At 53.5% G+C, this 25,999-nt stretch carries 23 protein-coding genes and 1 tRNA gene; 19 read left to right on the top strand and 5 right to left on the bottom strand.

Features of this window, described 5'->3' with window-relative positions; translation table 11 throughout:
• Nucleotides 1–105: 105 nt before the first annotated feature.
• Nucleotides 106–181: transfer RNA gene (locus KFE13_RS13295), tRNA-Ala, on the top strand.
• Nucleotides 182–328: 147 nt separating this feature from the next.
• Here KFE13_RS13295 and KFE13_RS13290 read toward each other — a convergent pair.
• Nucleotides 329–451 carry a hypothetical protein gene (locus KFE13_RS13290; RefSeq protein WP_260703596.1) on the bottom strand — a complete coding sequence of 41 codons (123 nt, stop codon included), beginning with the start codon at nt 449–451 and terminating at the stop codon, nt 329–331.
• A gap of 406 nt (nt 452–857) precedes the next feature.
• On the opposite strand from KFE13_RS13290, the gene KFE13_RS13285 reads away from it, so the two are divergent.
• Complete coding sequence (locus tag KFE13_RS13285; protein ID WP_260703595.1) at nt 858–1,124, top strand: alpha/beta fold hydrolase; 267 nt, start codon at nt 858–860, stop codon at nt 1,122–1,124.
• A gap of 318 nt (nt 1,125–1,442) precedes the next feature.
• On the opposite strand, the gene KFE13_RS13280 is transcribed toward KFE13_RS13285, so the two are convergent.
• Entirely contained in the window at nt 1,443–2,138 is a 696-nt protein-coding gene (locus KFE13_RS13280; protein ID WP_260703594.1) for an alpha/beta hydrolase, read from the bottom strand.
• A 114-nt stretch (nt 2,139–2,252) separates the two neighbouring features.
• Here KFE13_RS13280 and KFE13_RS13275 point away from each other — a divergent pair, with 114 nt between their 5' ends.
• The 17 genes from KFE13_RS13275 to KFE13_RS13195 all read left to right on the top strand — a co-directional run bounded on the left by KFE13_RS13275 (nt 2,253) and on the right by KFE13_RS13195 (nt 19,226).
• Complete coding sequence (locus KFE13_RS13275) at nt 2,253–3,155, top strand: LysR family transcriptional regulator (RefSeq protein ID WP_260703593.1); 903 nt, start codon at nt 2,253–2,255, stop codon at nt 3,153–3,155.
• 90 nt (nt 3,156–3,245) lie between these two features.
• Nucleotides 3,246–5,849 carry a sigma 54-interacting transcriptional regulator gene (locus tag KFE13_RS13270; protein ID WP_260703592.1) on the top strand — a complete coding sequence of 868 codons (2,604 nt, stop codon included), beginning with the start codon at nt 3,246–3,248 and terminating at the stop codon, nt 5,847–5,849.
• Nucleotides 5,850–6,118: 269 nt separating this feature from the next.
• A complete protein-coding gene (locus KFE13_RS13265) occupies nt 6,119–6,358 on the top strand; it encodes a hypothetical protein (protein ID WP_260703591.1) in 240 nt (79 codons plus the stop codon).
• 549 nt (nt 6,359–6,907) lie between these two features.
• Nucleotides 6,908–8,380, top strand: a complete 1,473-nt coding sequence (locus KFE13_RS13260) for an aldehyde dehydrogenase family protein (protein ID WP_260703590.1) — start codon at nt 6,908–6,910, stop codon at nt 8,378–8,380.
• 48 nt (nt 8,381–8,428) lie between these two features.
• A complete protein-coding gene (locus tag KFE13_RS13255; protein ID WP_260703589.1) occupies nt 8,429–10,159 on the top strand; it encodes a GMC family oxidoreductase in 1,731 nt (576 codons plus the stop codon).
• Between the two features lie 42 nt (nt 10,160–10,201).
• Nucleotides 10,202–11,164, top strand: coding sequence for an amidohydrolase family protein (locus KFE13_RS13250; RefSeq protein ID WP_260703588.1), 963 nt, complete (start codon nt 10,202–10,204; stop codon nt 11,162–11,164).
• A 140-nt stretch (nt 11,165–11,304) separates the two neighbouring features.
• Nucleotides 11,305–11,757: a nuclear transport factor 2 family protein gene (locus KFE13_RS13245; protein ID WP_260703587.1), complete on the top strand. Its 453-nt coding sequence runs from the start codon at nt 11,305–11,307 to the stop codon at nt 11,755–11,757.
• 98 nt (nt 11,758–11,855) lie between these two features.
• Nucleotides 11,856–12,260 (top strand): DoxX family protein, encoded by a 405-nt coding sequence (locus KFE13_RS13240; RefSeq protein ID WP_260703586.1) that lies wholly within the window; start codon nt 11,856–11,858, stop codon nt 12,258–12,260.
• A gap of 110 nt (nt 12,261–12,370) precedes the next feature.
• Nucleotides 12,371–12,760, top strand: a complete 390-nt coding sequence (locus KFE13_RS13235) for a hypothetical protein (protein ID WP_260703585.1) — start codon at nt 12,371–12,373, stop codon at nt 12,758–12,760.
• Nucleotides 12,761–12,967: 207 nt separating this feature from the next.
• On the top strand, nt 12,968–13,966 hold the full coding sequence (locus KFE13_RS13230) for a SphA family protein (protein ID WP_260703584.1): 999 nt from the start codon (nt 12,968–12,970) through the stop codon (nt 13,964–13,966).
• 15 nt (nt 13,967–13,981) lie between these two features.
• Nucleotides 13,982–14,455, top strand: a complete 474-nt coding sequence (locus tag KFE13_RS13225; RefSeq protein ID WP_260703583.1) for a nuclear transport factor 2 family protein — start codon at nt 13,982–13,984, stop codon at nt 14,453–14,455.
• Nucleotides 14,456–14,633: 178 nt separating this feature from the next.
• Nucleotides 14,634–15,260 (top strand): NAD(P)-dependent oxidoreductase, encoded by a 627-nt coding sequence (locus KFE13_RS13220; RefSeq protein ID WP_260703582.1) that lies wholly within the window; start codon nt 14,634–14,636, stop codon nt 15,258–15,260.
• 127 nt (nt 15,261–15,387) lie between these two features.
• Complete coding sequence (locus KFE13_RS13215) at nt 15,388–16,440, top strand: Atu2307/SP_0267 family LLM class monooxygenase (RefSeq protein WP_260703581.1); 1,053 nt, start codon at nt 15,388–15,390, stop codon at nt 16,438–16,440.
• 1 nt (nt 16,441) lies between these two features.
• Entirely contained in the window at nt 16,442–17,320 is an 879-nt protein-coding gene (locus tag KFE13_RS13210; protein WP_260703580.1) for a helix-turn-helix domain-containing protein, read from the top strand.
• Between the two features lie 164 nt (nt 17,321–17,484).
• A complete protein-coding gene (locus KFE13_RS13205) occupies nt 17,485–18,060 on the top strand; it encodes a YceI family protein (RefSeq protein WP_260703579.1) in 576 nt (191 codons plus the stop codon).
• 60 nt (nt 18,061–18,120) lie between these two features.
• Nucleotides 18,121–18,693 (top strand): aldo/keto reductase, encoded by a 573-nt coding sequence (locus KFE13_RS13200; RefSeq protein WP_260703578.1) that lies wholly within the window; start codon nt 18,121–18,123, stop codon nt 18,691–18,693.
• Nucleotides 18,690–19,226: a MarR family winged helix-turn-helix transcriptional regulator gene (locus KFE13_RS13195; protein WP_260703577.1), complete on the top strand. Its 537-nt coding sequence runs from the start codon at nt 18,690–18,692 to the stop codon at nt 19,224–19,226. Before KFE13_RS13200 ends, KFE13_RS13195 begins: the two co-directional genes overlap by 4 nt.
• Before the next feature lie 304 nt (nt 19,227–19,530).
• Here KFE13_RS13195 and KFE13_RS13190 read toward each other — a convergent pair whose 3' ends face one another.
• From KFE13_RS13190 to KFE13_RS13180, 3 genes are all read right to left on the bottom strand, one after another.
• Nucleotides 19,531–20,775 carry a hypothetical protein gene (locus KFE13_RS13190; RefSeq protein WP_260703576.1) on the bottom strand — a complete coding sequence of 415 codons (1,245 nt, stop codon included), beginning with the start codon at nt 20,773–20,775 and terminating at the stop codon, nt 19,531–19,533.
• Entirely contained in the window at nt 20,744–21,892 is a 1,149-nt protein-coding gene (locus tag KFE13_RS13185) for a hypothetical protein (protein ID WP_260703575.1), read from the bottom strand. The genes KFE13_RS13190 and KFE13_RS13185 overlap by 32 nt, the downstream gene beginning before the upstream one ends.
• Before the next feature lie 209 nt (nt 21,893–22,101).
• Nucleotides 22,102–25,923: a TonB-dependent receptor gene (locus KFE13_RS13180; protein WP_260703574.1), complete on the bottom strand. Its 3,822-nt coding sequence runs from the start codon at nt 25,921–25,923 to the stop codon at nt 22,102–22,104.
• Nucleotides 25,924–25,999: the final 76 nt, after the last annotated feature.

Genomic DNA, 25,999 nt, shown 5'->3' with positions numbered 1-25,999 from the left:
CGCTTCACTCTATCTGCTTTAGACACCAGTAGGTTGGCCAATGTTCCCAAAGGTTTGACGAATCGCCCATCGTGCATGAAAATAGATAGAGTCCTTCCTGAGAGTGGGCCTGTGGCGCAGATGGGAGCGCGCTTCCATGGCATGGAAGAGGTCATCGGTTCGATCCCGATCAGGTCCACCAATTATTTCAACAACATAGCGGACTCCCCAAAAACAGTTTGGTAGCAAATTTCAATTTGCCGCGTTGCTCAAGCGTGCCGGTCATCGTTCGCCTCCCTTCTGAAGCGCGTCGCGCTTCAAGTTCATCGCCAACAATTTTTCGCCCCCGCTAATTCACCAGCGCGGATGCTGTCGTTACCGTCTGCGGGCCTACCTTGCCGGCCAGCTTCTTCATCGTGCCTTTCGAGCTCGTCGTGGATGGAGTCGACAGTCGCGCGTACTCCCTCCGCAATCTCCTGCATATAGATGTCGGTCGTGGTTGCGACACGGGTGTGCTGCATCACGCCCTGAACATCCCTTGCCCTTCCTCTGGGCCAGCGTCGCGATGGTGCGACGGATGACCTGGAAGTTGAGCTTCGGTAAGCCGAGATCCTCAGCCAGCTTGTGCAGAACCCGCTTGCGATAGTTGCTCGGGGCCATGAACGAACCGAACCGGCCAGGGAAGATGAACGCCTCCGAGTCGGATGGCGGCAATCCATATCTGTCCTTGTTCTTGCCTCGTTCGATGACTTCCGTAAGGCGCTTGCTGCCAATCGAGCACAGTTCTTCCTCGACTTGCCTACGGGTCCGTTTTACGGTTTCAACAGACCGAGCTTGAGCCTTCACAGGGAATCATTGAGAAATGGTGGCGTCAAGGAATGATGGGCAGCCCCTCGCCCATTACGAGGGCATCAAGGCTTTTTTCTAAGACAGACCAGACGGACGACCTGAAGGCGATCACGGTTCCGCCCCTCGTGCTGCAGGGCGACGATGACCAGGTGGTCCTATACAAGGATGCGTCATTGCTACAGGCCAAGCTGCTCAAGCATGGCACGCTCAAGGTCTATCCAGTATATCCGCATGGCTTGATGACCACTCATGCCGATGTGATCAACGCAGAAATCCTCGCATTCATCCGAAGCTAACTCCAGCGGGGTTGCACGATGAGGCCCTGCTCCCGCGGCTCGGCGCTAGCGGCTGAAGTTCGCGGCAGAAGAGCAGACTGGGAAGGCACCGCAGTCCATAGCAAGAGTCGCAAAGAAAGCGGCCTAGCAAACGATACATCGAGGGGCGGCAGTTCGCCACCCCTCGATTTGCTGCTCAACAACACGCAGGGAGAACCCGTACTGGTTTCTCCCTGCACCCTCATCCCGCTGCCAGCCTCCTATTGCCGGCCACGCGGCAGGAGTCGAGTTCCTCCTCCTGCACCTTCCCCTGATGGGAACCACACCCGGGCCGGACTTTTATCGTCCGCCCTCCGCGGCCAGTGCAATGAGGTCGGCCACCGCCTCTGGTTGTGAAACGTAGATCGCGTGGCTACCCTTCGCCTCGGCGACAGTGGCTCCAGCGCGTTTCGCCAGGAAGCGCTGTGCGTCGGGAGGAATCATCTTGTCGTCGGTCGCGATAAGGTACCAGGTCGGCTTGTTCTTCCACGAAGCATTGCTGACTGCGCCATTGAGAGCCTCCAGTCCCCACGGCACCTGAGAAGCGCCCATGAAGTCAGCCAAGCCGGGTTCGACATCGGCGGCGAAGGAAGCCGCGAACTTTTTGGGGTCGAGGAGGAGGAAGCCGTCCTGCGGCGGCATGATCGGAGGCACGGGAGCGCCCGGAGCCGGGTCCTTGATCAGCGTGCCGACGGACTCGCCATTATCCAGAGCAAAGGCTGTGATGTAAGCTAGGGCCGCCACCTTCGGGTTGTTGCCGGCTTCGGTGATGACTGCGCCACCGTAGGAGTGGCCTACAAGAACGACCGGGCCGTCCTGTGCATTGATGATGCGGTTGGTTACGGCGACATCGTCGGCGAGCGAGATGGTGGGGTTCTGCACGATGGAAACGTTGAAGCCCTTGTTCTTCAGGATCGCGTACACGCTCTCCCAGCCCGAACCGTCCACGAAACCGCCATGCACCAACACGATGTTGTTTACCTTTGAGCTCTTCATTGTCCGTCTCCTTTTTGCAGTTGGCCTTCTGGCCTCTGACAAGTACGGTTGTACGTCTGTCTGCTTTCGAAGAGAAGTTCGTAATTTTTACAATTTATTGATAGATTCTCAATAATGGAATTCACCTCACGGCAGCTGCGGGCGTTTCATCTCGTCGCTGAGTATCGCAACTTCACGCGGGCTGCGGAGGCGCTCTTTCTTACGCCGTCAGGGTTGAGCGTGCTGGTGCGCGAGTTGGAGCGTCAGATTGGATTTCGGTTGTTCGATCGCACGACACGCCAGGTGGTGTTGACGGCGCAGGGCGGTGAACTTCTTGAGATCACGCGACCGGCGCTCCACATGCTCGATGACGGGATGTCTCGTATCGAACAGGCCACGAAGCGAAAGAACCGGCGCATCACCGTTGGGACAACTCCCTGGATTGCGGCTCATGTACTTCCCACAGCGATCCGGGAGTTTCGTGATCGGCATCCCGGGCTAGAGATTCACCTGTTCGATGGCGCCCTGAGCGTGCTGGCAAAGCGGGTTGAGGCCAACAAGCTGGACTTTGCGCTGGGCATCTTTGACCGCATTCTTGGAATGCGGCGTGTACCCTTCTTTCGCTTCTCGCTCATGCTTGCGCGGCCAGACGATGGCAGGCCTGTTCGCTCGCAAGCCAACTCATGGAAAGACCTGGAAGGAGAGACTCTGATCTCGGTGACGAAGGACTATCCCTACGAACAGCTCTCGCGGAAGCAACTGGAGAAAATGGGTATCACCTGTACACGCGGCCAGACGGTGAATGGATTGGATACGCAGCTTGGATTAGTGGAAGCAGGCTTGGGGGTCGCGGTCATTCCATCCTTTGGTGTGATGGCTACACGCAATCGCAAGGTGAGGGTGACCAAGCTTGAGCCGGAAGTGGCCCTGGATTTTTACGAGATCAGCAACCGCGGAAGGAAGCTGCCGCCCGAGGCGACAGAGTTTGCTGCGTTTCTGAAAGCGTTTCTTGCTCGGAAAGTCGGCGAACAACAATGACCGTTGGCAAACCGGTTGCTGCAGTTTGATCGGCTCTTCTGAATGAGAATGGGAGTGTAATATCAGCATTTGTTAGGGTGGTGGTGCAGCATGGCCGTAAATCTGCAATGGGATGCCGACCGGTTCCACGACATAAATGGTGACGGTGCTTCTGGTGAACAAGCGTCGATCGAAGCACAACTGCGAACCACGGCCAATCTGATTCCGGGGCACGTATGGTATGCAAATCCTGCCGGTGCGCTCGTCTTCGTGAATGTGCGGATTGCCGATTACCTCGGGCTGCCGAATGACCATCCTCTTCGTTTTGGAATCGACCTCGGCGCAGAGTGGGATTCCCACATTCACATGCTGCACCCAGAGGATCACGAAGAGACACGCAGAGTCTGGTCTACTTGCCTGCGCACTGGTAATGGCGGAGAGGTCGCCTTTCGAGTTCGTAGTGGTGAAGGGGGGTACAGGTGGTTCCTGAGTCGAGCCGACCCCCTGCGAACGAGCGATGGGACGCTGGTATGTTGGGTCGGGATTAATCTCGATATTGAAGAACGCAAGCAGGCAGAGTTCTACCTCGCTGAGGGACAGCGCCTTGCACACACGGGCAGCTGGGCATTCAGCGCTGCCGGCTTCGACTACTGGTCTTTGGAGTTGTTTCGAATTCACGGGCTCGACCCAAGCGGCAACGCGCCAACAAAAGAACAGTATTTGGCCCTGGTGCATCCGGAAGATCGGGAATTTGTGGAGCAACAGATTCAGGAAATGTTGACGTCCCATCGAACATTTGACTTCACGAAGCGAATCGTGCGGTCGGACGGACAGATTCGAAGCGTCCGCTGCGTGGGTGCCCCCTCTATCGAGAACGGCAAACTAAAACAAATCGTTGGCATCGCCATAGATGTTACGGAGCACGAGATTTTGACGCAGGAACTCCAGCGTCGTGAAATGCACCTGGCCGAAGCCCAAGCACTCAGTCACACAGGCAGCTTCGGGTGGAACGTTTCTACGGACGAGCACTTCTGGTCCGACGAGACTTTTCGAATATTCGAATTTCCTCGTTCCTGCAATATCACATTGCCAATGATCTTGGAGCGGGTTCATCCGCAGGATAGGCTTCTCGCACAAACCGTCATTGAGCGTGCCTCTAAGACTGGCGAAGATTTTGAGCACGAGTATCGACTGCTCATGCCAAACGGTGTGACCAAGCACATCCAAGTGCGGTCTCATGCATTGGGTCAGCCATCGACCGGCATCGAGTTTGTTGGAGCTGTGAGTGACATCACTGAGCGAAGGGAGGCGGAACAGAGGCTTCAGCAACAGGAAACGGAGCTCCGGCAGATGCTGGACTTCGCTCCTCAGCTAGTTGCCGTATATGGGCCAAAACGTGAACGCCTTTATGCCAACCGTATCGCACTTGATTACGCGGGCATTTGTCTCGAGGAGTGGCAGCGGACAACTCAGCGTTTTGCATTCGTTCATCCAGACGACCGTGCCCGAGAAGAGGATTATTTTAATCGTGCTCTCTCTGCAGGATCGAGCTTCGAGTTGGAGTTACGTCTGCGCGGGGCGGACGGAACATACCGCTGGTTTCTGGCTCGTTCAAATCCCGTTCGCGACGACGAAGGCCAAGTCAGACGTTGGTATGTCACGTGTACGGATATTGAGGAACGCAAACGAGCTGAAGAGAACCTCAAACGAGAAAATTTCGCTTTGCGTGAAGAGCTTAACCAAGCGTCAATGTTCGAGGAGATCGTCGGGTCATCGGAGCCTCTGCGCAAGGTGCTTTCCCAGGTCAGCAAAGTCGCGCTCTCAGACTCTACGGTTCTCATCCTGGGTCAAACGGGTACGGGGAAAGAGTTGATCGCCCGCGCCATCCACAAGCGTTCAAAGCGAGCGGGGCGGCCGTTCATCGGTGTAAATTGCGCTGCGATCCCAACGTCGCTGGCTGCTTCTGAGCTCTTCGGGCACGAAAAGGGATCATTTACGGGGGCCACGCAACACCGTTTGGGACGGTTTGAAGCCGCGAATGGTGGAACCATTTTCCTCGACGAAGTCGGGGATCTGCCTCCAGATATTCAAATCGCATTATTGCGAGTGCTGCAAGAACGGGAGATCGAACGTGTTGGAAGCGATAAACCTGTTCCCGTAGACGTTCGAGTCTTGGCTGCAACACATCGTGATCTCGATAACCTCGTAAGCCAGGGCAAGTTTCGCCAGGACCTTCTGTACAGGCTGAATGTTGTTCCAATCTCGATGCCCTCACTACGCGAGCGAGCAACCGATATTCCTATTCTTGTCGAATACTTCATTGCCCGATTTGGAAAGAAGATGGGGAAGAAGTTTCAGACCATCGAGAAGAAAACTCTGAAGATAATGCGAGAGTACGAGTGGCCTGGGAACGTCCGTGAATTGCAGAATGTGATTGAACGTGCAGTTACTTTGAGCGAGTCTGATACGTTTGCGGTGGACGAATCGTGGCTCAAGCGAGGGCCGTCCGAAGTTCCTCCTGCGAGCGTAGCCCTTAACGGTGTCTTGCTGGCGCACGAGAAGGAAGTGATTGAAGCGGCACTCGCGCGAAGTCACGGTCGGATATCAGGACCAACTGGCGCCGCCACGAAACTAGGTATCCCCGATTCGACACTGGAAGCAAAGATCAAGCGCTTGGGAATCGACAAATATCGCTTTAAATCCCATATAGGCTGATCTTACCGTCCAGGTACTTGCAGACATCCCCTTCGCGTTTTAGCCACCAAACGGGAAATCCCGAAAAACCGAGACTCAAGCTGACTCTAAGTCATTGGTGCCAAATAAATTGTGAATGGCCTCTTCGTTGCATCTCACACTTCGGGAGTTGGGGACCGCATCGTTGGTCTGATAGCTGCTTGCGCCGATTCCGACCCGTCATAGTCGGCTTGCCCACGGCCTATGTAACCGCTGTCTCGCAGTATTCCATTCAGCTGAGAGGAGGCATTGTGAGCGTTCCGGTTTCCATTTTGTCGTTCAAAGATCAGTTGGACGTGGCGGAGCATGAGCTTTCGGCATTCTTCATAGCTGTGGAGGCCTTGTTCGGTTCAGAGCAGGCGAAGCTTTCAGCAGAAGATTGGCTGGATGCGGCTGAGAACATGCTTGATCTACATCAGCCGACTGGTCGTGACTGGCGCACGATCACGATTGGTGCATCTTCACGGCTCGCACGCCGAATGGCGGCATAGTTTCAGTCGGCGGTCACACCAGCGGACTTGGTGACCAAACAATGACGTTGAAAATCAGACGGACTCGCGAAAAACACGGAATGACAATTTATTTGTCAGGCGAGCTTCGATGTTCGCACCTCGCTGATTTGCGCGCCGAAATCGATAGGGCAGGACAACCGGAAAGTTTGGATCTGCATGAAGTTAACGTTGTCGATATCGATGGAGTTCGCCTACTGAATGAGTTCCAAGCGCAAGGCATTCAAGTTGTGAACTGCTCTCCGTACATTCGCGAGTGGATGCTTCAAGAAAAACGAATTTGTCGAGACGAGAAATAGCGACTCCGTTACTCCGACGGGGTAGATGGCCTAGGCCTGTCTAGCGGCTTTATGCGGCTGTCGCCCTCATCATCCCGGCGTCTTTCCCCCATTCATTGCGAATTCACGAAAATCGGGGATAGGTCGTGTTTGCTAACACATAGAAAACACGATGGATGCGAGTGGTCTCATTCGTGCAATCCAATAGCCGTCTAGTGCGCGAGACCAATCTGTTTCTGGAGACGACTTGATTATGAGTGAGCTACAAACCGATGTAAAAACGTACAGCTATTTTGCCGACAATCAGTGGAGGAAGGCCGAGAACGACAAGACCTTCGAAGTTCATGAGCCGTATAGCGGAAAGCTCTTTGCTCGCGTGGCGGCAGCATCGCGTGCAGACGCTCGCGCTGCCGTGGATGCCGCAGCTAAGACGTTTCCTGCATGGGCCGAATCCGCGCCGGCTGAAAGAGCCCGTCTGTTTTTAAAGGCATCCGATATCGTCAAGCGTCGGCGGACTGAGATTGCTGAGATTCTCGCTCGTGAAACCGGGTCAACCATCTCATTCTCCACGTTCCAGATGGATCTGGTTGCGGCGACTCTGCAGCAGGTTGCCGGCTGGGTTTATCTGCCCAAGGGAGAGGTTCTGGAAACAAATCAACCCGGCACTCATTCGATTGGTTTACGGCGGCCATTGGGTGTTTGCGCAAGCTTCACTCCGTGGAATGGCGCCAACATCCTCTCGTGGCGTGCGGTCATATCGCCTGTGGCGGCTGGAAATACAGTTGTTGTGAAGCCATCAGAATTCGCTCCGGTTTCTGCCGGAATCATGCTCGCCGAAGTTGCAGAAGAAGCCGGATTCCCAGCGGGAGTAATTAACGTCGTCACGCATGCGCCGGGAGCCGCCGGTCCTATTGCAGACGAGTTTTTCAATCGTCCCGAAGTTCGGATTATCAATCTGATTGGCGGAGTGAAGACGGCTCGCATGCTCTCGGAACGTGCGGGTCGCACATTGAAGCGGACAGTGATGGAGCTTGGCGGGTTCAACCCGTTGATCATTCTGGACGATGTGGACATGGACTATGCCGTCCGCACTGCAACGTTCGGATCATTCTTTCATCAAGGTCAGATTTGCTTGAATACCCGTCGCATCATTATTCAACGCAAGATCTACGAGAAATTCCTTCCGAAGTTTGTTGCTAGGACCAACGGCCTGACGAGCGGCGATCCCCTTGACCATAAAACAATCATTGGCCCAATCATCACTCGGGACGCCTTGAAGATGATCGATGACCGCGTCAAGGATGCAGTTGCCAGAGGCGCGAAGATTCACTCTGGCGGTAGGAGCGAAGGGCAGATCTACCTCCCAACAATTCTGACAGACGTTCCTTTGGATGCTTCCATAGCCAACGAAGAAACGTTCGGGCCCGTCGTCATTGTGGAAGCCGTAGATACGGCGGAAGACGCCATTGCTGCTGCAAATCGCACGATGTACGGCCTCACGTCTTCCATTCTTTCGGGCGACACGTACAAGGCATTTGAGATGGCGCCAAAGATTCTTGCTGGAATCGTGAACGTGAATTCGCCAACCGTCAACGACGAGATTCACGCGCCGATGGGCGGTGTGCGCGACAGCGGCTGGGGACGCACGGGACCTCGCAGCTTAGAGGATTTCAGCGATCTGATTTGGATTAACTCTCACAGTGGTCAGCGCCAGTATCCCTTCTAAGCGCAACACCGGCACTCGATAAACAGTAGCACTCTTGGGAGCACTCAAATGATCAATGCACGCAATGAAGCGCAGCAATTTCTCCTCGACCAAGTAGCGACGGGACGTCTCGATCGTCGTAAGTTTCTCTCCCTCGCAGGTGGTTTTGCTGGTTCCACTATGCTTGCTTCGTCCTTGGTCGAGCATGCCTTCGCTGCGGGGCAAAATCAGCGTGAAAACCAGGCCGCGCTTCGGGCCAGCTACGACTACATCGTGGTGGGCTCGGGTGCAGCCGGATCGATCGTGGCCGCCGAATTATCCGCCTCCGGCGCGCAGGTGCTCATTGTGGAATCCGGAGGGCCGGATGATGCGCCGACCATTATGAACCCAAGCATCTGGTTCTATAACGTCGGTGGCGCGCTCGATTACCACCTTCCTCTCGCGCCGTTGCCCCAGTTGAACAATCGTAAGTTCAACATGGCGCTCGGTCATGTGCTCGGTGGTGGAACAAGCATCAATGCTATGGTTTGGGCGCGAGGTCTGCAGCGTGATTATGACGGCTGGGCAAGGAGCGGCGCCAAGGGCTGGTCGTTCAAAGAGGTTCTTCCCATCTTCAAGAGTCAGGAAGATTGGGAAGGTGGTGCGAACGAGTGGAGGGGCGCGGGAGGCCCAGTCCATATTCGAAGGCCGGAAGATCCTCATCCAACGGCGCCTGCGTTCCTTGAGGCTGCCCGGCAGATGGGTATGCCGATTCATGAGGATGTGAACGGACCTCAGCTCCCCGGTGCCGGATATATCAATATGAATATTTCCGCTGATGGCACAAGAGTGAGCGCGGCTCGCGCGTTCCTCCGTCCAGCCCTTTCGCGGCCGAACTTGACCCTGCTCCTGAACAGCAATGCAATCAAGTTGAACTTCAAGGGCAGGAGTTGTGTCGGAATCAAATTGTTTACTGCGGGCAGTGTCAAAGACATCTCTGTTACGAAAGAGGTGATCGTCGCAGCCGGTGGTATACACAGTTCGAAGCTTCTGATGCTGTCAGGAATCGGCGATCGTGCTGCTCTTCAAAAACTTGGCATAGATATTGTTGAGCACCTGCCAGGTGTCGGCCAAAACCTCCAAGATCATGTGCTCGTATCCGGCGTGGTGTTCAAGTACAAAGGCAAGATGCCGGATCGCCCTGCGGACAGTAACGCAGTCGAAGCCGAAGTCTATCTATCGAGTGGTGTCTCTGCGGAAGGGACAGACATCAATCTCGTCCTCGAACAGCTCCCTGCTGTGACCCCGGAGTCTGCTGCACGCTTCGGCGCTCCGCCGGCTGATGCATTCACCATCGCTCCTGCGTTAGTGCAACCGACTAGCAGAGGCTCAGTAAAACTGGCGAGTGCAAACTGGCAGGACGCCGCCATCGTAGATGGCAACTACCTCGGGACGGAGCAGGATCTTGCAGCGATCATGAAGGCCATTGAAGCGGCTCGCGAGCTTGGCAGGCAAACCGCTTTCGACAGCGTCCGTGAAAGCGAGCTCATTCCTGGTCCAAAAGCGACATCCGACGATATTCGAGACCTTGCTCGAACCGGTTCTGCGAGCTTTGGTCATGCAGTCGGCACCTGCAAGATGGGAACCGACAAGCTCGCCGTAGTTGATTCGGAGCTTCGCGTCCACGGAATTCGTGGCCTGCGGGTCGTTGATTCTTCGGTCATACCTCGGATCACTACCGCACCCACAAATGCACCGACACAGATGGTTGCTGGGAAAGCCGCCAAGATGATTCTCGCTGCGTCGTCGAAGACCGCGTGAATGCAGACGCTTTAGAAACCTCTCAGAAGCAATAAGGCCGACATGAATCTGACAATCGATACGCATCACCACTTGCTTCCAGATTTCTTCTACGAGGAGACAAACGACGTTCATGCCCCTGTAGGAGGGCTGGCCCCAATGGCGTGGACAAAGGAGACATCGCTCTCATTCATGGATGATGCCGGGATCGACATTGCGGTCTTGTCCATCAGTACGCCGGGGGTACATGTAGGTGATGGGCAAAAGGCCAAGAGGCTCGCAAGGAGATGCAACGAGTTCCTAGCTGAGCTCATCCACCAGAGGCCGGATCGCTTCGCCGGTTTTGCTTGCCTTCCATTGCCCGATGTCGACAGCTCTCTGGAAGAACTTACCTACGCACTAGACGAACTTGGTCTGGACGGCGTCGTTGCCTTCACAAATGCCAATGGCGTTTATCTGGGAGACCCCAGACTCGATCCGGTGTTTCAGGAGCTCGAACGCCGCAAGTGTGTTGTCTATATCCATCCGAATGCGTCTCCCGATCCGGCTGCGCATGCGCTTGGCCTGCCCGACAATCTGATTGACTTCACGACAGACACAAATCGCGTTGTTGCGCAAATGCACTACACGAACCGATTCGCGCGAACCCCTAGCGTGCGATACATCTTCTCCCACGCTGGCGGATCGATACCGTACATGGCGGCGCGCTTCGCCATCATTGACGAAATGGGGTTCGTCCCGGGGGGCGATGAACGAGGAACGGCAGCTGATATGTTTCGGCGCATGTATTGGGACACAGCACTTTCGGCCAGCGATCCGGTGCTCCGCATGCTGCGCGACGTAGTGGGAATCGACCACGTTTTGTATGGCACGGATTTTCCGTATCTTCGGCGGGATCTGGCTGTTGGCTCAAAGCAACGGATATTGGAGAGCTCCGTGCTGAGTGATCGGGATAGACACACCATTCTCGGACGCAATGCTACGCACCTTTTTCCGCGCTTGAGTTCCGTCATTCGCAAGATGTGATAGCGAATTAGGCAAAGAATGCAACCTAACCTTCCCATGGAGACCGGGTGCAAGATGTCTCTGCGTGATCTGAACCATCTGCAGGTCGTAAATCATGGAGCCAACCAAAGTTTGTACAGACAGAACAGAGAGGATTTCCTATGAACAACGAACAGATCATTCGCAAAGCATATGAACTGGCCGAAAAGAAGGATGTCGAGGGTTGGGTCGAATGCTTCACACCCGATGGAACATTCACCGACAATTCGATCGGATTTACCTACCGTGGGCCCGTTGGCCCGACGGGCTTAGGCAAGACAGTTGAGGTCTATGCGAAGGCATTTCCGGACATGCATCGTGATTTGTACCGCTTCTTCAGTGTTGGTGACGTCGTCATCGTGGAGCTCGCCTTGCAGGGTACGCACAAAGGGCCTCTACAGACCCCTATGGGAACCCTTCCGCCAACGGGCAAGCGAATGGATGCACCCTGCTGTGACGTCTTCCGTCTTGTAAACGGCAAGATCCAGTCGTTCAACTGCTACCCCTCGGGAACGGTGATCTTCGCGCAGCTCGGCGTGCTCTCGAATATCGAAGCCGCCGTCGCTCACTCATAGGTGGCACGCTTCGGATACAGCTACCGTGGGCTGTGCACATCTCTGTCGTTTGAAGTAATCGAGAGAACTAGATCGGATTGGTTTATAGAGGGGATTTGATGTCGACGAGTACGGATACCATTGCATTTATCGGCCGTTGTTTGATTGCCGTGCTGCTTCTTGTGAGCGGCTTTGGCAAAGTTGTCGCCCCAACTGCCACGATCGCCTGGATAGCGTCGACTGGACTGCCGATGCCAACCCTTGCCGATGTCGTCTTCATCATTATCGAGCTGGGCGGCGGCTTGCTACTGATTCTCGGTTGGCAGATACGCCCTGTAGCCATTGTTGTGTCGGTCTACGCGATTGGGACTGCCTTCATCTTTCATCGCCACATCGCCGACCACAATATGCTATTTCACTTCCTGAAGAACATCGCGGTCACAGGAGGACTCTTTCAACTGATGGCTTTTGGCGCAGGCAACTTGAGTCTGGATGCGAGCCGGGTTCGTAAATCTCCAGCGTGATTGGAAGCGCACAGGGTTTAGGCCACGGTTTTATGAGGTTTAAGCCATGACGAGCGATCGAACGATCCTCATCATTGGTGCACACGAAGACAACCTAAGGGAGACGATGCATGAAAATAATGTCCATTATTGCGAGGTATTTGCTGGGACTGATGTTTACGGTCTTTGGCTTGAACGGGTTTCTCAACTTCATCCATCAGCCGCCGCCAACAAACCCGCTGGCGATTCAATTCTTCGTCGCTATCAGTTCGTCGCATTTTGCCGCGTTCTTTTTTGCCATTCAATTGATCGGCGGGCTGCTGTTGCTTTCCGGTTATTTCGTGCCACTTGCGCTGACGCTGCTAGCGGCGGAGCTCTACAACATTCTCGCATTTCATCTAACGCTTGCGCCGGCGAGCATCGCGCCGGCATTGGTCGCAGTTGTGCTCTGGATACTGGTCTTTCTGCAATATCGAGCCAGCTTCAAGGATGTTCTAGCCGCGAAGCCAACGCTGGAGTAGCCTTCGCGTTCGCGTTTGTGCAGTAGACACGCCAGGCACGCTCTACGCCTTATCGATACAGGCGATCGATAGGACGTAGTCAACCAGAATTGCTTTGCAGGCAAGAGAGAGGCCGTAGTCACCTTTTCGCCTGTGTCGGTTCGAGTTTGACTCCAACTCGCTCGACAATACGCAGCGGCAGAGAAATTGTTGGGTAAGGATCACGCAATGAGGGTCGATATTATAGCGGCACTAAAGCAGACAAGCTCGCGAAGCTGGACCAGATCGGTAAAGGCCGTTCTTACGATCTGCACTGCAATCATGGGCTGCATTTCGACCACTCCGCTGACGGCGCAGGTTCAATTGCCTTCGGTCAATTTGGGAGACACTAATTTTGAGGATGGCTTCGCCGGTCCCGGGTTCCTGCTGGAGGAGTTTCCAGACGTTTATTCTGCCAGCACTTTAAAAGACAGCAAAGGCATCACCGTTCCGGGGACAAACACACTCACCGCGATCGCATCAACGTCTCACGTAGCTTACGTCAGCAACAAGCGCCTCTTCGGCGCGTGGGTCGGAGCAGAGTTTCTCGTCCCCATTGTCGATGTCGAGGTGAAGGTCGCAAATGGAACGAACGCTACCGTGCGAGGCGAGGCCGACCCGGTACTGGGGCCGTTCGCGTTGCAATGGGCGCCAAAGCAGGTTGGACGCGGCGTCTTTGTGCAACGCGCAATACTTGACTTAACCGTTCCAATCGGCAAGTACAGTGATCGGCGCCCCGTCAATATCGGGAACAATTTCGTGACAATCAACCCGTACTACGCCTTCACGTACGAGTGGAACAGGAAGTTTGAAGTAAGTGCTCGTTTTCACTATCTGTGGAACTCCACCAATAAGAATCCATTTGTGGGGCTTGGCATCAGGGCCATGCAACCAGGGCAGGCATTTCATACCAACTACGCGACTTCCTATGAAGTGCTGAAACGAGTTCGTGTGGGGTTCAACGGATATTGGTTGCAACAACTAACGGACCATCATATCAATGGTGAGAATGTCCCGAACTCTAAAGAGCGAACCGTTGGTCTTGGGCCGGGTGTCCAGTTTGGAGGGAACGGTCTTTGGTTCAGGGTCAACAGCTACATCGAAACGGATGTACGCAACCGCACAGCCGGTACAAGGGTGACCTTTCGCATCTCCAAGGCTCTGCCGATTCGAGGCTCTAAACCGTAGACAGGGGACAAAAGTATGAGCTTTCACTCGACTCTTAATTCCGAACAAGCTGCAGATCGACTGGCTATCCGCGAGTTGGTCGATGCTTATGCATATTGTGCTGATCGCCGTGACGCGACGGGCCAGATGGCGCTCTTTACACCGGATACACACTTCGTGGTCTACATGGATGCGAAGGCGGGAACTCCTTCGCAGGAGCTTCATGGTCGGGAGGCTCTCGCTCCAGTCTTCGACAATTTAAATAGCTATAGGGTGACCACGCACTTCAATGGTCAGAGCACAGTCGAGTTGGACGGAAGCAAAGCGACCGGAGTCACCTATTGTCTCGCTCATCATGTCAGCACACGAGATGGAACGGACAGTCTCATGGTTGCTTCTATTCGTTATCTCGATACGTTTGCTAAGCAAGAAGGCAGATGGTATTTCGCTGAACGCAAGCTAATGGTTGATTGGATCGAGACTCGGCTCCTGGTGTCGCCGGCCAGTTGACCACGAAGTCGAAGCCGCCCCCAGTACCTCGACACCTTTTTTTCAGTTTCGTGCCGGCCTTTACAAATTCGTGCGTGATTCGTGCCACTGGCTGTCGACTCAACGAATATTTCGTGATGGCTGAGTCATCTGTTGCTGTGGATACGAAAGATTACACATCCTACATGGAGGTTTGAACATGAAAGTCGCAGTCATTGGAGCAACGGGCAATGCAGGTTCGAGGATCACAACTGAATTGCTGAAGCGTGGTCATCAGGTTCGAGCGATTGTTCGCTCTCAAAAGAACATCTCCGGGAAGAGCGGACTCGAGGTCGCGAATAGCGATTTGAGCGACACCGCTCAGTTGGCAGAAGTCCTGAAGGGTACCGATGCGGTCGTGAGTGCCTACCGTCCCCCAACGGATGACTCCAATCAGATCATCGGCACAACCAAGCGCATCACAGAGGCCGTTAAGAAAAACGAACAGCGGTTGCTGGTTGTTGGGGGAGCAGGAGGGCTCTTCGTCGCGCCGGGGGTCACGGTTATCGCAAGCGGCTTCCTTCCCGAACCGGCTTTACCGATCGCAACGGCTCATGAGCAGGTCTATAAGGACCTCCAGGTGAGTAGCGCGGACTGGACCTATTTCGCCCCGGCGGGGCTCTTCGAGCCCGGTGAGAGGACGGGACAATTCCGCCTTGGCAAGGACGAGCTGATCGCCGACGCCAGCGGCAACAGTCGGATTTCCATGGAAGACTATGCCATCGCGGCAGTCGATGAACTGGAGAACCCAAAGCACCGCGGTGAACGATTCAGTATTGGTTATTAACGCGAGTACACGGGTCGCCCAGGTGGCGGCCCTTTTCGCTTTACGACAAAGCCGGAATCCTGAGTTAAAGCATCTCGGACGGTTCATAGGAATCTGATTTAGTAGGGCGAGTTGAGGAAGACGCGAAATGGAGATTGGAATTGACAGTTTCGTTGCGGCAGTCCCTGACGCACTAACCGGCGCGAACCTGAGCCCTCAGGATCGCATCGCCCATCTTCTGGAGGAAATACAGCTCGCCGATGAGGTTGGTCTGGATGTGTTCGGAATCGGCGAACACCATCGAGCCGAATTTCTCGATTCGGCGCCTGAAATTCTTCTGGCTGCCGCGGCTGCTCTGACTCACCAGATCCGGCTAACCAGCGCAGTGACGGTTCTCAGCGCTCGTGATCCAGTTCGGTTATTTCAACAGTTCTCGACTATCGACCTGATCTCTCGTGGACGCGCGGAGATGATCGTTGGTCGAGGTTCTTTCACCGAGGCATTTCCTCTTTTTGGGCTTGAACTCAAGGACTACGACGCACTGTTTGCAGAAAAGCTAGAACTGCTGCTTGAGTTGCGTGAGAACGCCCGCATTCATTGGGCAGGGCGATTTCGTCCGCCACTCCAAGGTCAGCCTGTGTATCCGCGCCCGTTGCAAGAGAAGCTCCCCATTTGGCTCGGCGTGGGAGGCACAGCCGCATCCTTTGCCCGAGCAGGAGAACTTGGGCTGCCCCTGATGGTAGCCATTATTGGTGGGCAGCCGCATCGATTCAGACCGCTTATTGACCTCTACCGCCAGGCAGGAGAGGAAGCCGGCCACCAGCCCGGGAGCCTGCGAGTTGGCATCCATGCTCTTGGCTATATTGCGGACACGGACCAACAAGCCGCCGATGAGTTCTTCCCAGGCTACGCTCAATCTTTCACTGACATAGGAAAAGAGCGAGGCTGGGGCCCCGTGACCCGCTCACAGTACGAGGCCCTACGTGGCCCTACGGGAGCAATGCTGGTGAGTGAGCCGGAGAGAGTCGCCGAAAAAATCATCACCTATGGTGAGGTTTTCGGAGGCATATCGCGATTGACGTTTCAGATGAGCATTGCATCTTTGCCTCATCGCAACAGAATGCGAGCGATTGAGCTTCTCGGAACTAAAGTCGCACCGCTCGTTCGAGGCGGAGTCCAGAGAGAGGCCCAGGTCAGTTGAGATGAATCTGAATGCAAGTGCGGCACTTTCCACCTTATGCATCGGCGAGTCTTCCGTAGTCCGATCGAGCGCTGACTTCTCCTGGAATGGCTTTATCATGGAGCGCCAGTTGGCTGCTGCCAACATGCGTATTAACGACCATGCAGATCACAACATGCTGGCCCTGGTCAGCTCTCCGGTTATGCGCGGTGAGCACCAGACTAAGTCGGGGACCACTCTTGTGCGGAAGACTGCCGGACAGGTTACGGTGATTCCCAAGGGGCCAGTCCCTGAGATGCGTCTGGTGTCGGAAGCCGAGCTGGTGTATTGCTCGTTCGACGAACAATTCATTGAGCGAATCGCTGAGGACATAAAGAATCTTCGTTCCGACCAGTTGGTGTTCCGCTCCGGACTTAGAGACAAGTCGATGCATTTATTGATGCAGACACTGGTTGCGGAATTTGAGGACGGCAATCCGACTGGGAGAATCTATGCAGAAACCGTTGCCGAAGCTCTTGCGTTACGATTTTTGCACCTTGGCGCGATTGTTCCGATTGAAGTTCCTGCAAGGGTATCGGCACTCCCCGGCAACAAGCTCGCCCGCGTGAAAGATTTCGTGGAATCCTCTCTTGATCAGGATCTCACACTTGAATCTCTCGCACGCGAGGCCGGCTACAGCAGAGCCCACTTCCTGCGCATGTTCCGTGAATCAACAGGTACGACGCCACACCAATACGTAATGCAGCGTCGTATCGCACATGCAGAGAAGATGCTGTCGGAAAATCAGCTTGGCGTGGCTGAGATTGCTGTTGCCTGTGGCTTCTCGAGCCAAGCTCACCTTACATTGACATTCAAGAAGCAGACGGGTGTAGCGCCCGCTGAGTACCGCCGAACCCGGTAAAGGCGTACTCGCGCGAGACGCGCCATTGACCATATGCTCTGCAGAGCAACAATCTATGAAACTTTTTGAGACGAAGCTGTAAGACGCTGAATAGCTTCGAGCCTATCGTGAGGTCATAGGTCTTCCAGTGAATCGGAAGACATAGACGTTAGGAGAGAGCTCGAATGAAAAACTTTATACGAATGCTGATTGTTAGCCCGATGCTGGCTATACCAGCATTCGGACAGAAAAATACTTGGACAATCGATTCCGTCCACACGCAGGCAACGTTTCAGGCGCGCCATCTTTCGATAACGACAATCAGGGGCTCGATAAGCAACGTTACAGGGACGGTTGAATGGTTTCCCAACCATCCATCCCGCGACAGCGTCGTAGCGACTCTGGATGTGAAAACCGTCAACACGGCGAACGACTATCGCGACAAGACACTCAAAGGTGAGGATTTTTTCAATGTCTCGAAGTACCCACGAATCACCTTCAAATCAACCTCTGTCAAGAAAGTTGACAGAGGCTACGATGTGCTCGGGAATCTCACCATCGCCGGTGTGACGAGGCCCGTGGTCTTGGAAGCCGAAAACCCCGCGCCGCCGCAGAAAGGTATGGAAGAAGAGCCTGTAACTGGGCTATCAGCGACAACCACGATCAAACGCAGCGATTTTAATTTTGGGGCGAAGTATCCCACCAGTCTGTTGAGCGACGAAATCAAGATCACGATCGACCTGGAATTGCACCAGCAGTAGAGTTTTTCTCCCCATACGGAATAGCCGGAAAGGAAACATATGCCATGGACTGGAGCAGCAATGAGCAGTGAGGCATCGAGTCAGGTCTGCGCTAACGGTGCAGGAATTCCATGCATCGGTTTTGGGACATTCGGCATGCAGGGTTCAAAGCTTTCTCGTCTTCTCGTCCATGCCATTCGTAAGGGGTTTAGTCATATCGATACGGCACAGGTGTACGAAAATGAAGATGCGGTTGGCGAGGGAATCCAAATATCCGGCGTTTCGCGAGAGGATGTTTTCATTACGACGAAAGTCTGGGTTGCCAATTATGCGCATTCTAAGTTTGAGCGATCGGTGAATGTAAGCCTGAAGGCGTTGCGTACCGACTACATCGATCTACTGTTGCTCCATTGGCCTAGCGGCATCGTTCCTCTCGAAGACCAGATCGAGCAGTTGAACGCATTGGTACATGCTGGCAAGGTCCTCAATATCGGGGTCAGCAATTTCAATCGTGCATTGCTGCAACGCGCGGTTGAACTATCGGACATTCCTCTCGCGACGAATCAATTCGAATATCACCCATATCTAAACCAGACGAGTCTCGTCACGGCCACCCGCCAAGCCATAGTGTCGTCTGGCATCCTTGAGATATGAAGCAAAAGTCCAAGAACCATCCTAAGCCTGCCGCAGTGTCGGAGATACGTGATAGCGAACTCCGTCAAATTGCAGAGGAAGTGGAACGTCAACTGAGCCTCATTCAACGTGCAATGCGGCAAAAGTTCCGCGCAGAAGTGGAACGCGGCAACCTGACTGGCCCTCAAAGGCTTGTCATGTCCGTGGTCGTTCGTCATGACGGTATCAGTCTCAAGCAGCTCAGCCAGGCGGTTAGCCTCGCCCACAGTACGGTTTCTGGAATTGTCGACCGATTGGTGAAACAGAAATTCCTTGAACGAAAGACGGATGAAACGGACCGGCGATTGACCTTGCTTGTGGCATCGAAGCCAGTGCGAGATTTCCTGAGCACTCAAATGCACGATCTCGCGGTTATGCCATTCATGGAAGCGTTGCACCAAATCAATCGAGTCAAGGCAAAAGAGATTCTGGCTGCATTGCAGTTGCTGGCGTCTCTCTTGACACCGGGGGGATCTGATAACTTTCCGACAGCCCATAAATTCGAGGAGATGTGAACAAGCATCTCAATGCTTCAGGCGGAAATCGCGAATCAGGCGTGAGAAACCTGCGAGCGTGATCCACGTGCGTTTTCCGACAAATGAGGACTGCTTTCTTCGCGGACTTCGGGACCAGACCTAAGGCCATCGAGAAGTGTAACGAGGGAGCCGCACTTTTCCTGTTTCCTACCTCATCCCCTAAGCCAAGCGCGGCAATTCACTGTCTCCATGCTCTCTTTACGCGTAACACGAGCTTTACATTCAGCAATCTGTAGAAAATGGAGGCAGTAGGACTGGGGACGACGCATTCAGAGCAAAAGAGCTATCTCGTGGCCCAAGAAATAAGTTCTTCTAGATTGATACGAGAATTCGAGGAGGTACCACGTGCAAAAGAGGGGCCAATAGCAACGGCTTGAGAACCACTTTCGAGCCACGCGATGAATGAGGATTGGACAAGCCCTTGTAATCGCTGTTGATTGAGCCAGTTATAGTAAGCTCCCATTTCTGCATCGATCAATGATCCGATCAAGTCAACCTCTGAGTCATTGCCTGCATTGGACAGTAGCTCATTCATCGGCCGCTGCCTTTGCCGAGGACCAAATCGCGCCAAAAGAGTCAGCGGTTGTGCGCGGCGCAGTACCTCTCGAACTGTCCACTGCACAAACGTTGTGCTGAATATCTGTGTACCCGAACCTTCAGTCAATATCTTCAATTGAAAGTGATTCAGCACTGCATCTCCTGATTTGTCGAGTCCGATATCGGCTGGCTGTAGTGTAGCGAGGTTGGTCCGCAACTCTTCCGGCCCCATCCCCGGCCGCTGAATCTCTGCCTGCAGGTTACGTAACAGTGCAGCACGTACCGGAGCGAGCGCTCGATACGAAACGCACGTGAGCATCGTGTTGTGCTCAACAGCCTGTCCGCCCTCTATATACCAATGTCCGTATGGGGTTGGATAAGATTGAGCGCGCAATTCCACTGCATGCAATAACTGTTGCACTCCATTTTCAGGGTTGATATGGCTGAAATATGTTCCGTGTTCTCGGAGCATACGGAACAAAGGACCATCGTAGCCGTTGCCGCCTTGCCCAATGATCGCAATACCAAGCCTTGGCGTTGGAAGTTGCTCAAGTGACACGGCCGCTCGTATCCGCTCTCCATACTCCTTCGCAGCTTTGCGAAAAGCATCCACCTGGCGTGTCGACCATAAATATGCAGAAAGCTGTTCTACAAATTGAGACGGCTGATTAATCCAATTCGAGTGTTCTAATTGTGTTGAAAGCGACACTTCTTGAAATGATCGAAACCACTCATTCATTTGCACCAATGAAAGTGACCCAAGTTTCGCAATCTCCTTGCTAATTTCCTGCCGTTCGATAGGAAACTTATAGTCATAATCAATTATCTCGTGAAGCAATCCAGGTAGAAAACTCAGCGGTAATTGCTGCAGAGTTTTCAGATTGGAAATAATAAGCTTTCTTGCTTCAGGAGGATAACTATTGAATTGTTCGGGTTTGAGATCGCGAGGAAGCATTTTACTAAAGTAGTAGATCCTGTATTGGGCGCCCATGTGAAAGCACTGCCTGGAATCCCAGAATTGACCCTAATGTAGGGACTAAGTCTGTTGATTGCACCGGGTGATCGTAAATGACTCCTTCACGAACTCCTGCTCCCAAGGCCATCATCCATGTTGTACGTGATGAGGGATCGCCTGTGCGATGATGTTGAAAACCGTTTCCACCCGCCTCCTCGTCAGAATCACGTCCAAAATCCGGAAGGATAAGCATTGTGGTATTGCCTGCGTAGTCAGGCTCGTTCTGCACCATCTTCCACAGCTCAGCGCATAGGCGGTCTGTCCTGCGAATGGCATCAAGATAGAGCGAATAGGCGCCTGTATGCGCTACGTCAATGTCATGCAACGTAATCCATATCAGACTCGGTGCCTGCTGGCGGATCAACTGCTGCACGATATAAATCGAAAGCTCATCAGGGCTCGATAATGCCTTCGCGTGTGCTTTAAAATCGCTAACCGACAACTTCAGCATGGTCTCAAGTTGCTGAAGCTCAAACTCGTTCCCACCCAGCTGCGGGGCATATAGAGGGCTCTCATAGTTATCTCGCAATAAATGCTCATACTCTGTCGTTCCATCTGACATAGCCGTCATGAGCAAATGCTTGGGCAGAACCACTTGTGCGCCCCAACCAGGGCCATATGGCCGGGATTCGCTTTCACCTATACGACTGAATCCGTTGCTTGGCGCAACAACCCACGCATCCATCGGTGGCCGCTTAAGGTCTTTTCGAAAATATTCAAAAACGGTGGGATGTTGCGGTGGCACAGAAGCAAAATTATTCAGTGTCTCGTAGACTCCAGTAGCAAGACTTGCTGTCGCGACGTAATGCCCCAGAATCCCACGATTGACAACCTGCGTAAAGAAACTGGACTGAGGCGCCAATTCTTGCAACATATGCGGAATATTCTCTTGCCCGCCATGCGCAAACGTTTCCTGATCGCGCGCTCCGCCCCCAAATGTAACGACAATGACCTTCTTCTTTTTTATTGGCCCCGCATATAGAAATGGGCTAATTCCTGCCAGCGCGCCCCCAAGAGCCATGCCGGTAACGGAACGCAGGAAGTCGCGGCGACTACAACTGAGGGACTGCGCCACCTCACGCAGAGAATACATGGAACTGACCGCCTCTGAATAACACCATTTTCAACGACCTTGATATGCCGGAGAAACACTACTCATCTGCACAGTCCATATAGACGATGTGGATGTGGATATAGTCCTGACCGGTAGTGGGCATCCGACTTTCCAGAAGCAACGTCTCCGCTGTCAATGGCATGCCATACCATACGAGCATGGCATGCCTACAGTGCCTTCATCTTAGCCTAGTAATACAGCTTCAGCGCAAACTGGATTTGTCTCGGATCAAACGGAGCATCGCGCGTCGATCCAATCTCACCAAATGTGGAACTGAGATAGTTGCCCGAGTTTCCAATCGCAGTGACACCGTTACCGCCGAAGTTCGGGGCATTGAAGTTCGGGTGATTGAAGATATTGAAGAACTCAGCCCGGAACTGGAGCGAGAATGCCTCATGGATAGGGAAGTTCTTGAAGGTCGAGAAGTCAAACCGGTGGAATCCAGGGCCATATGTGCTCGTCGTACCTGGGCCTCCAAGAATATACGGACTATTCGCTGGAAGCGGCACACAACCGGCAGGACTACCGGTTATGGGACCGCTCGCGCCTAACACGCATGGCTGATTGAACGCAGCAGGATTTCCAAACCAATTTAGCTTGCCATTTGCGTCGGTATGCAGACCAAGCTTCTGACTCTGTCCAGCTACGGCGAGTACCCTGCAACTCGTTCCTGAGGTTGTCGAAGATGGGCAGCTCAACGTGATGGGCTGTCCTCCCTGAAGTGTGGCGATGCCATTGACTGCCCACCCGCCCAGCACCGCGTTCGTCACCTTACCCGAGTTGGCAAGAAGCATCTTGCCTTTACCGAACGGCAACTCATAGCTACCGCTGAGGTGGAAGACGTGGCGTATATCAAATGCCGCCTGTCCCCAATCGAAATGTGGTCCGAACCCAGGAACCCATGCTGCCCGGTACCCGCTGACACTGCCTCCGTTCAACAGGTCGCCTGCATCAGAAAGGGTCTTGGCGTAGGTATATGTAAATAGGAAGCCTACTCCATTTGCGGACTGGCGTTCCAGCTTTGTCTGGAGACCGTTGTAGACACTCCGTCCAATTGTACGTTGATAACTTTTACCTTGGCCGAAATCGGGAAATGGCACATAACTGTTGGTGTTGGTGTTTGCCGGAATAATCTGAGAGACGGCGTTGTTGCCGATACCAACCTGCAGGGAGCTCCCATCGGTCAGGACGTAGGCAGCCTGTGCCGAGATGGTATGGGTAATGGCGTACTGTACTGTAAGGTTGGCGCTTAGAGTACGTGGGGTCTTGTAGTTGAACTGCAATCCCTGCAGCCCTATTCCCTTACCGTTTACATTCTGTGGATTGAACTGAGCGCAGGTCAAGCCTGATTCCAGAGTCGCACTTCCACCTGGGCCGGCGGTCGGGCAAGTTTTGTACGGATTTGATCCCGTGCTAAACGGGGCAGAATCTGTTCCCCCGGCGAAAGTAAAAGTATACGCGAAGGGATAATTCAACCCAATATTTGGACCGTAACCCTGATTCTCAAATGCATTGAAGAACAAGCCCGAACCACCACGAACCACAAACCTGGGCGATACCTGATATGCAAACCCTACTCTGGGCGCAATATTCGTCTTCTGCGTCTGAACAAGTCCCTTTCCATAAGCGTCAGTTACCTGAATTTTTATATTGTCTTGCCCAAGGAGGCTCTGGAACGTTGAAGAAAGAATATTTTTAAGAAGGTTATCCGGCGAACCAACTGCCTTTCCGGAAGCCGAAAATAGCAACGTCGGAGTATTAAACGGCGGACCGGATTGTATGAAATTTGCCTGAGCCCCATTCGATTCGGATATTGGACTGAAATAATCCCAGCGAACACCAAGGTTAAGGGTCAACTGAGAATTGACCTTCCAGTCATCCTGAACGTATCCAGCAAAATAGATTCTGGTGTCGTAGGTCTTGGCGATATTGGAGGCAAGGACCTGATTGGCGCCTCCCACATAGTCGACCCCGTTGGCTATGGTAGGGATATGTGGCTTCAGCAGTAGCAGTAGTTGTGCGCGGCCAGTCTGGTCTCCACCCGCGCCAGGAACACCTGCATAATTGCCGTTGAAATCAAACTCACCATGTGACGTTGGGGGCTGAAGGGTATTGAAGTGGACGTTCTGGAACTCGAAGCCGGTCTTGAAACTGTGGCTCCCATAGATCTTTGTGAAGTCATCTGTTACCTGAAGCGTCTGACTGACTTCGTCAGACGGCAAATAACCATTGCTGCCCAGAGTCTGCAGGCCACTAATCACAATCGCCGGTAAGCCGCCGTTCTGTGGTACCTGCGGAATCCCCGGAATACCATACTGCGCCGGGATTCCCATGACAGTTCCCTGTGGGCCGAAGCGAGTGGTATGAAGATGATTGAACCCTACACGGCCAACGTTAACCGTACTTGGAGTAAACACATGCGTCCAAGCTGCAACGGCCTGATCGGATTTTGCGCTCTGAATACCCTGCTGGAAACTGCCACCATCAGCAACGCCACCGAAGATACCAGGAATGAACTGCGGATCATCCACATAGCTAAAGCGTACGAAAACCTGATTCTTGTCGCTCACGTTGTAGTCACCACGGACATCAAAAGCATTGCTGTGTTCGTAAAGTGCAGGGCTTGTGGTGTAGTTCGACGTGAACCCCCCGTTGATCGGAGTTGGGTAAAGATTCATTATCTTAACGGCGGTGGGATCAATGCGATTCGGCGGCAATTGGTTCAGCCCGCAACCGCTTAGAGAAAACGTTGTTGTCCCCGATCCACACGTGCCGAATGGGTCGCGGACATACGTGGTTGACCCCGGAGAGATCGGGCGTGTTGTTGCGGGATCAAGAACTGTACCTAAAGGGATCCAACGCCCGAGTGCGTCCTGATGACAATGGATCTTCGGTGAAGTTTCTCCAGGACGCTGATATGCAATGCAGTCCTGATCTCTTTGATCGGAATTCTGTCCGGTAATGAGGTCTGCAAGATTCGTAAAATTGCTGTTGCGCTCACTCAATGTCGGGACCGTACCGTTCAGCACCGTCCCCTGTACACGACGGAAGCCTTGATAGTCCCCAAAATAGAACAGCTTATTCTTAATTATGGGGCCGCCAATTGATGCTCCGAATTGGTTCCAGCGAAGTTTACCCTTCTTTACATGATTATTGTTCTCAAACCAGTCAGCAGCATCCAGTTTGTCGTTGCGGAAGAACTCCCAGACTGCGCCGTGAATATTGTTGGTTCCGGATTTGATCGTCGCGTTCAGAACGGCCCCTGCCGAACGTCCTTGTTCGGCGCTGAACTGCGCAGTCTGGACCTTGAACTCCTGGATCGCATCCAGTGGGGGGAGAATGACGAAGTTGGTACCGTTCAAGAAATCGACTGCATTCGAATTGTTATCGATACCATCAAGCAGATAATTGTTCTGCGCGGGGCGTAGTCCATTAGCGGAAAATGCACCTGACGCCGCATTGCCGCGAGTGTCTGCCTGAGGCGTATTGACTCCGGCAGAGAGTTGGGCCAGAAACGTAAAATTGCGGCCATTCAATGGCAGATTGTTCAGGGTCTCACTGCCAATCACCTGACCAACAGAACCCTCAGTCGTCTGGAGCTGTGGAGGAGCGCCGGTGACTGTGACCGATTCAGTCGCAGCTCCAACCTGTAGCTGGATGTTGACTTGCAAACGCTCTTGCACATTTACCTGCAAGTTTTCCTGGGTTGTCGACGAAAAACCTGATGCGGACGCTTTAACGGAGTAGTGGCCAATCCTGACCGGTGAAAAGGTATATTGCCCGCTACCGCCCGTCGTGGTTTCCAAGGTTAGACCGATATCGGTATTCTGCAGCGTGACGTGAGCGTTAGGAACCACAGCGCCCGACTGATCGGTAACAATGCCAGTGATCGCACCCTGATCAACCTGACCGAACAAACACTGGCTCTGGATAAGCAGGAGACACACACACGCAATTGTTGTCAGACTGAAGGCATGGAAACGCCCGAAGAAACTATTTCTAGAACTCATCCCGTGAACCTCCGCAATTGATACAAGTCAGGTATTACATTTCCGCTACATATCATTGGTGCCAATAAAGTCGACA

The organism is Edaphobacter flagellatus (genome assembly GCF_025264665.1).
GTDB classification, from domain to species: Bacteria; Acidobacteriota; Terriglobia; order Terriglobales; family Acidobacteriaceae; genus Edaphobacter; species Edaphobacter flagellatus.
Note: the sequence above shows the minus strand (reverse complement) of the source record. Positions and strands in the feature narration are given on the sequence as shown.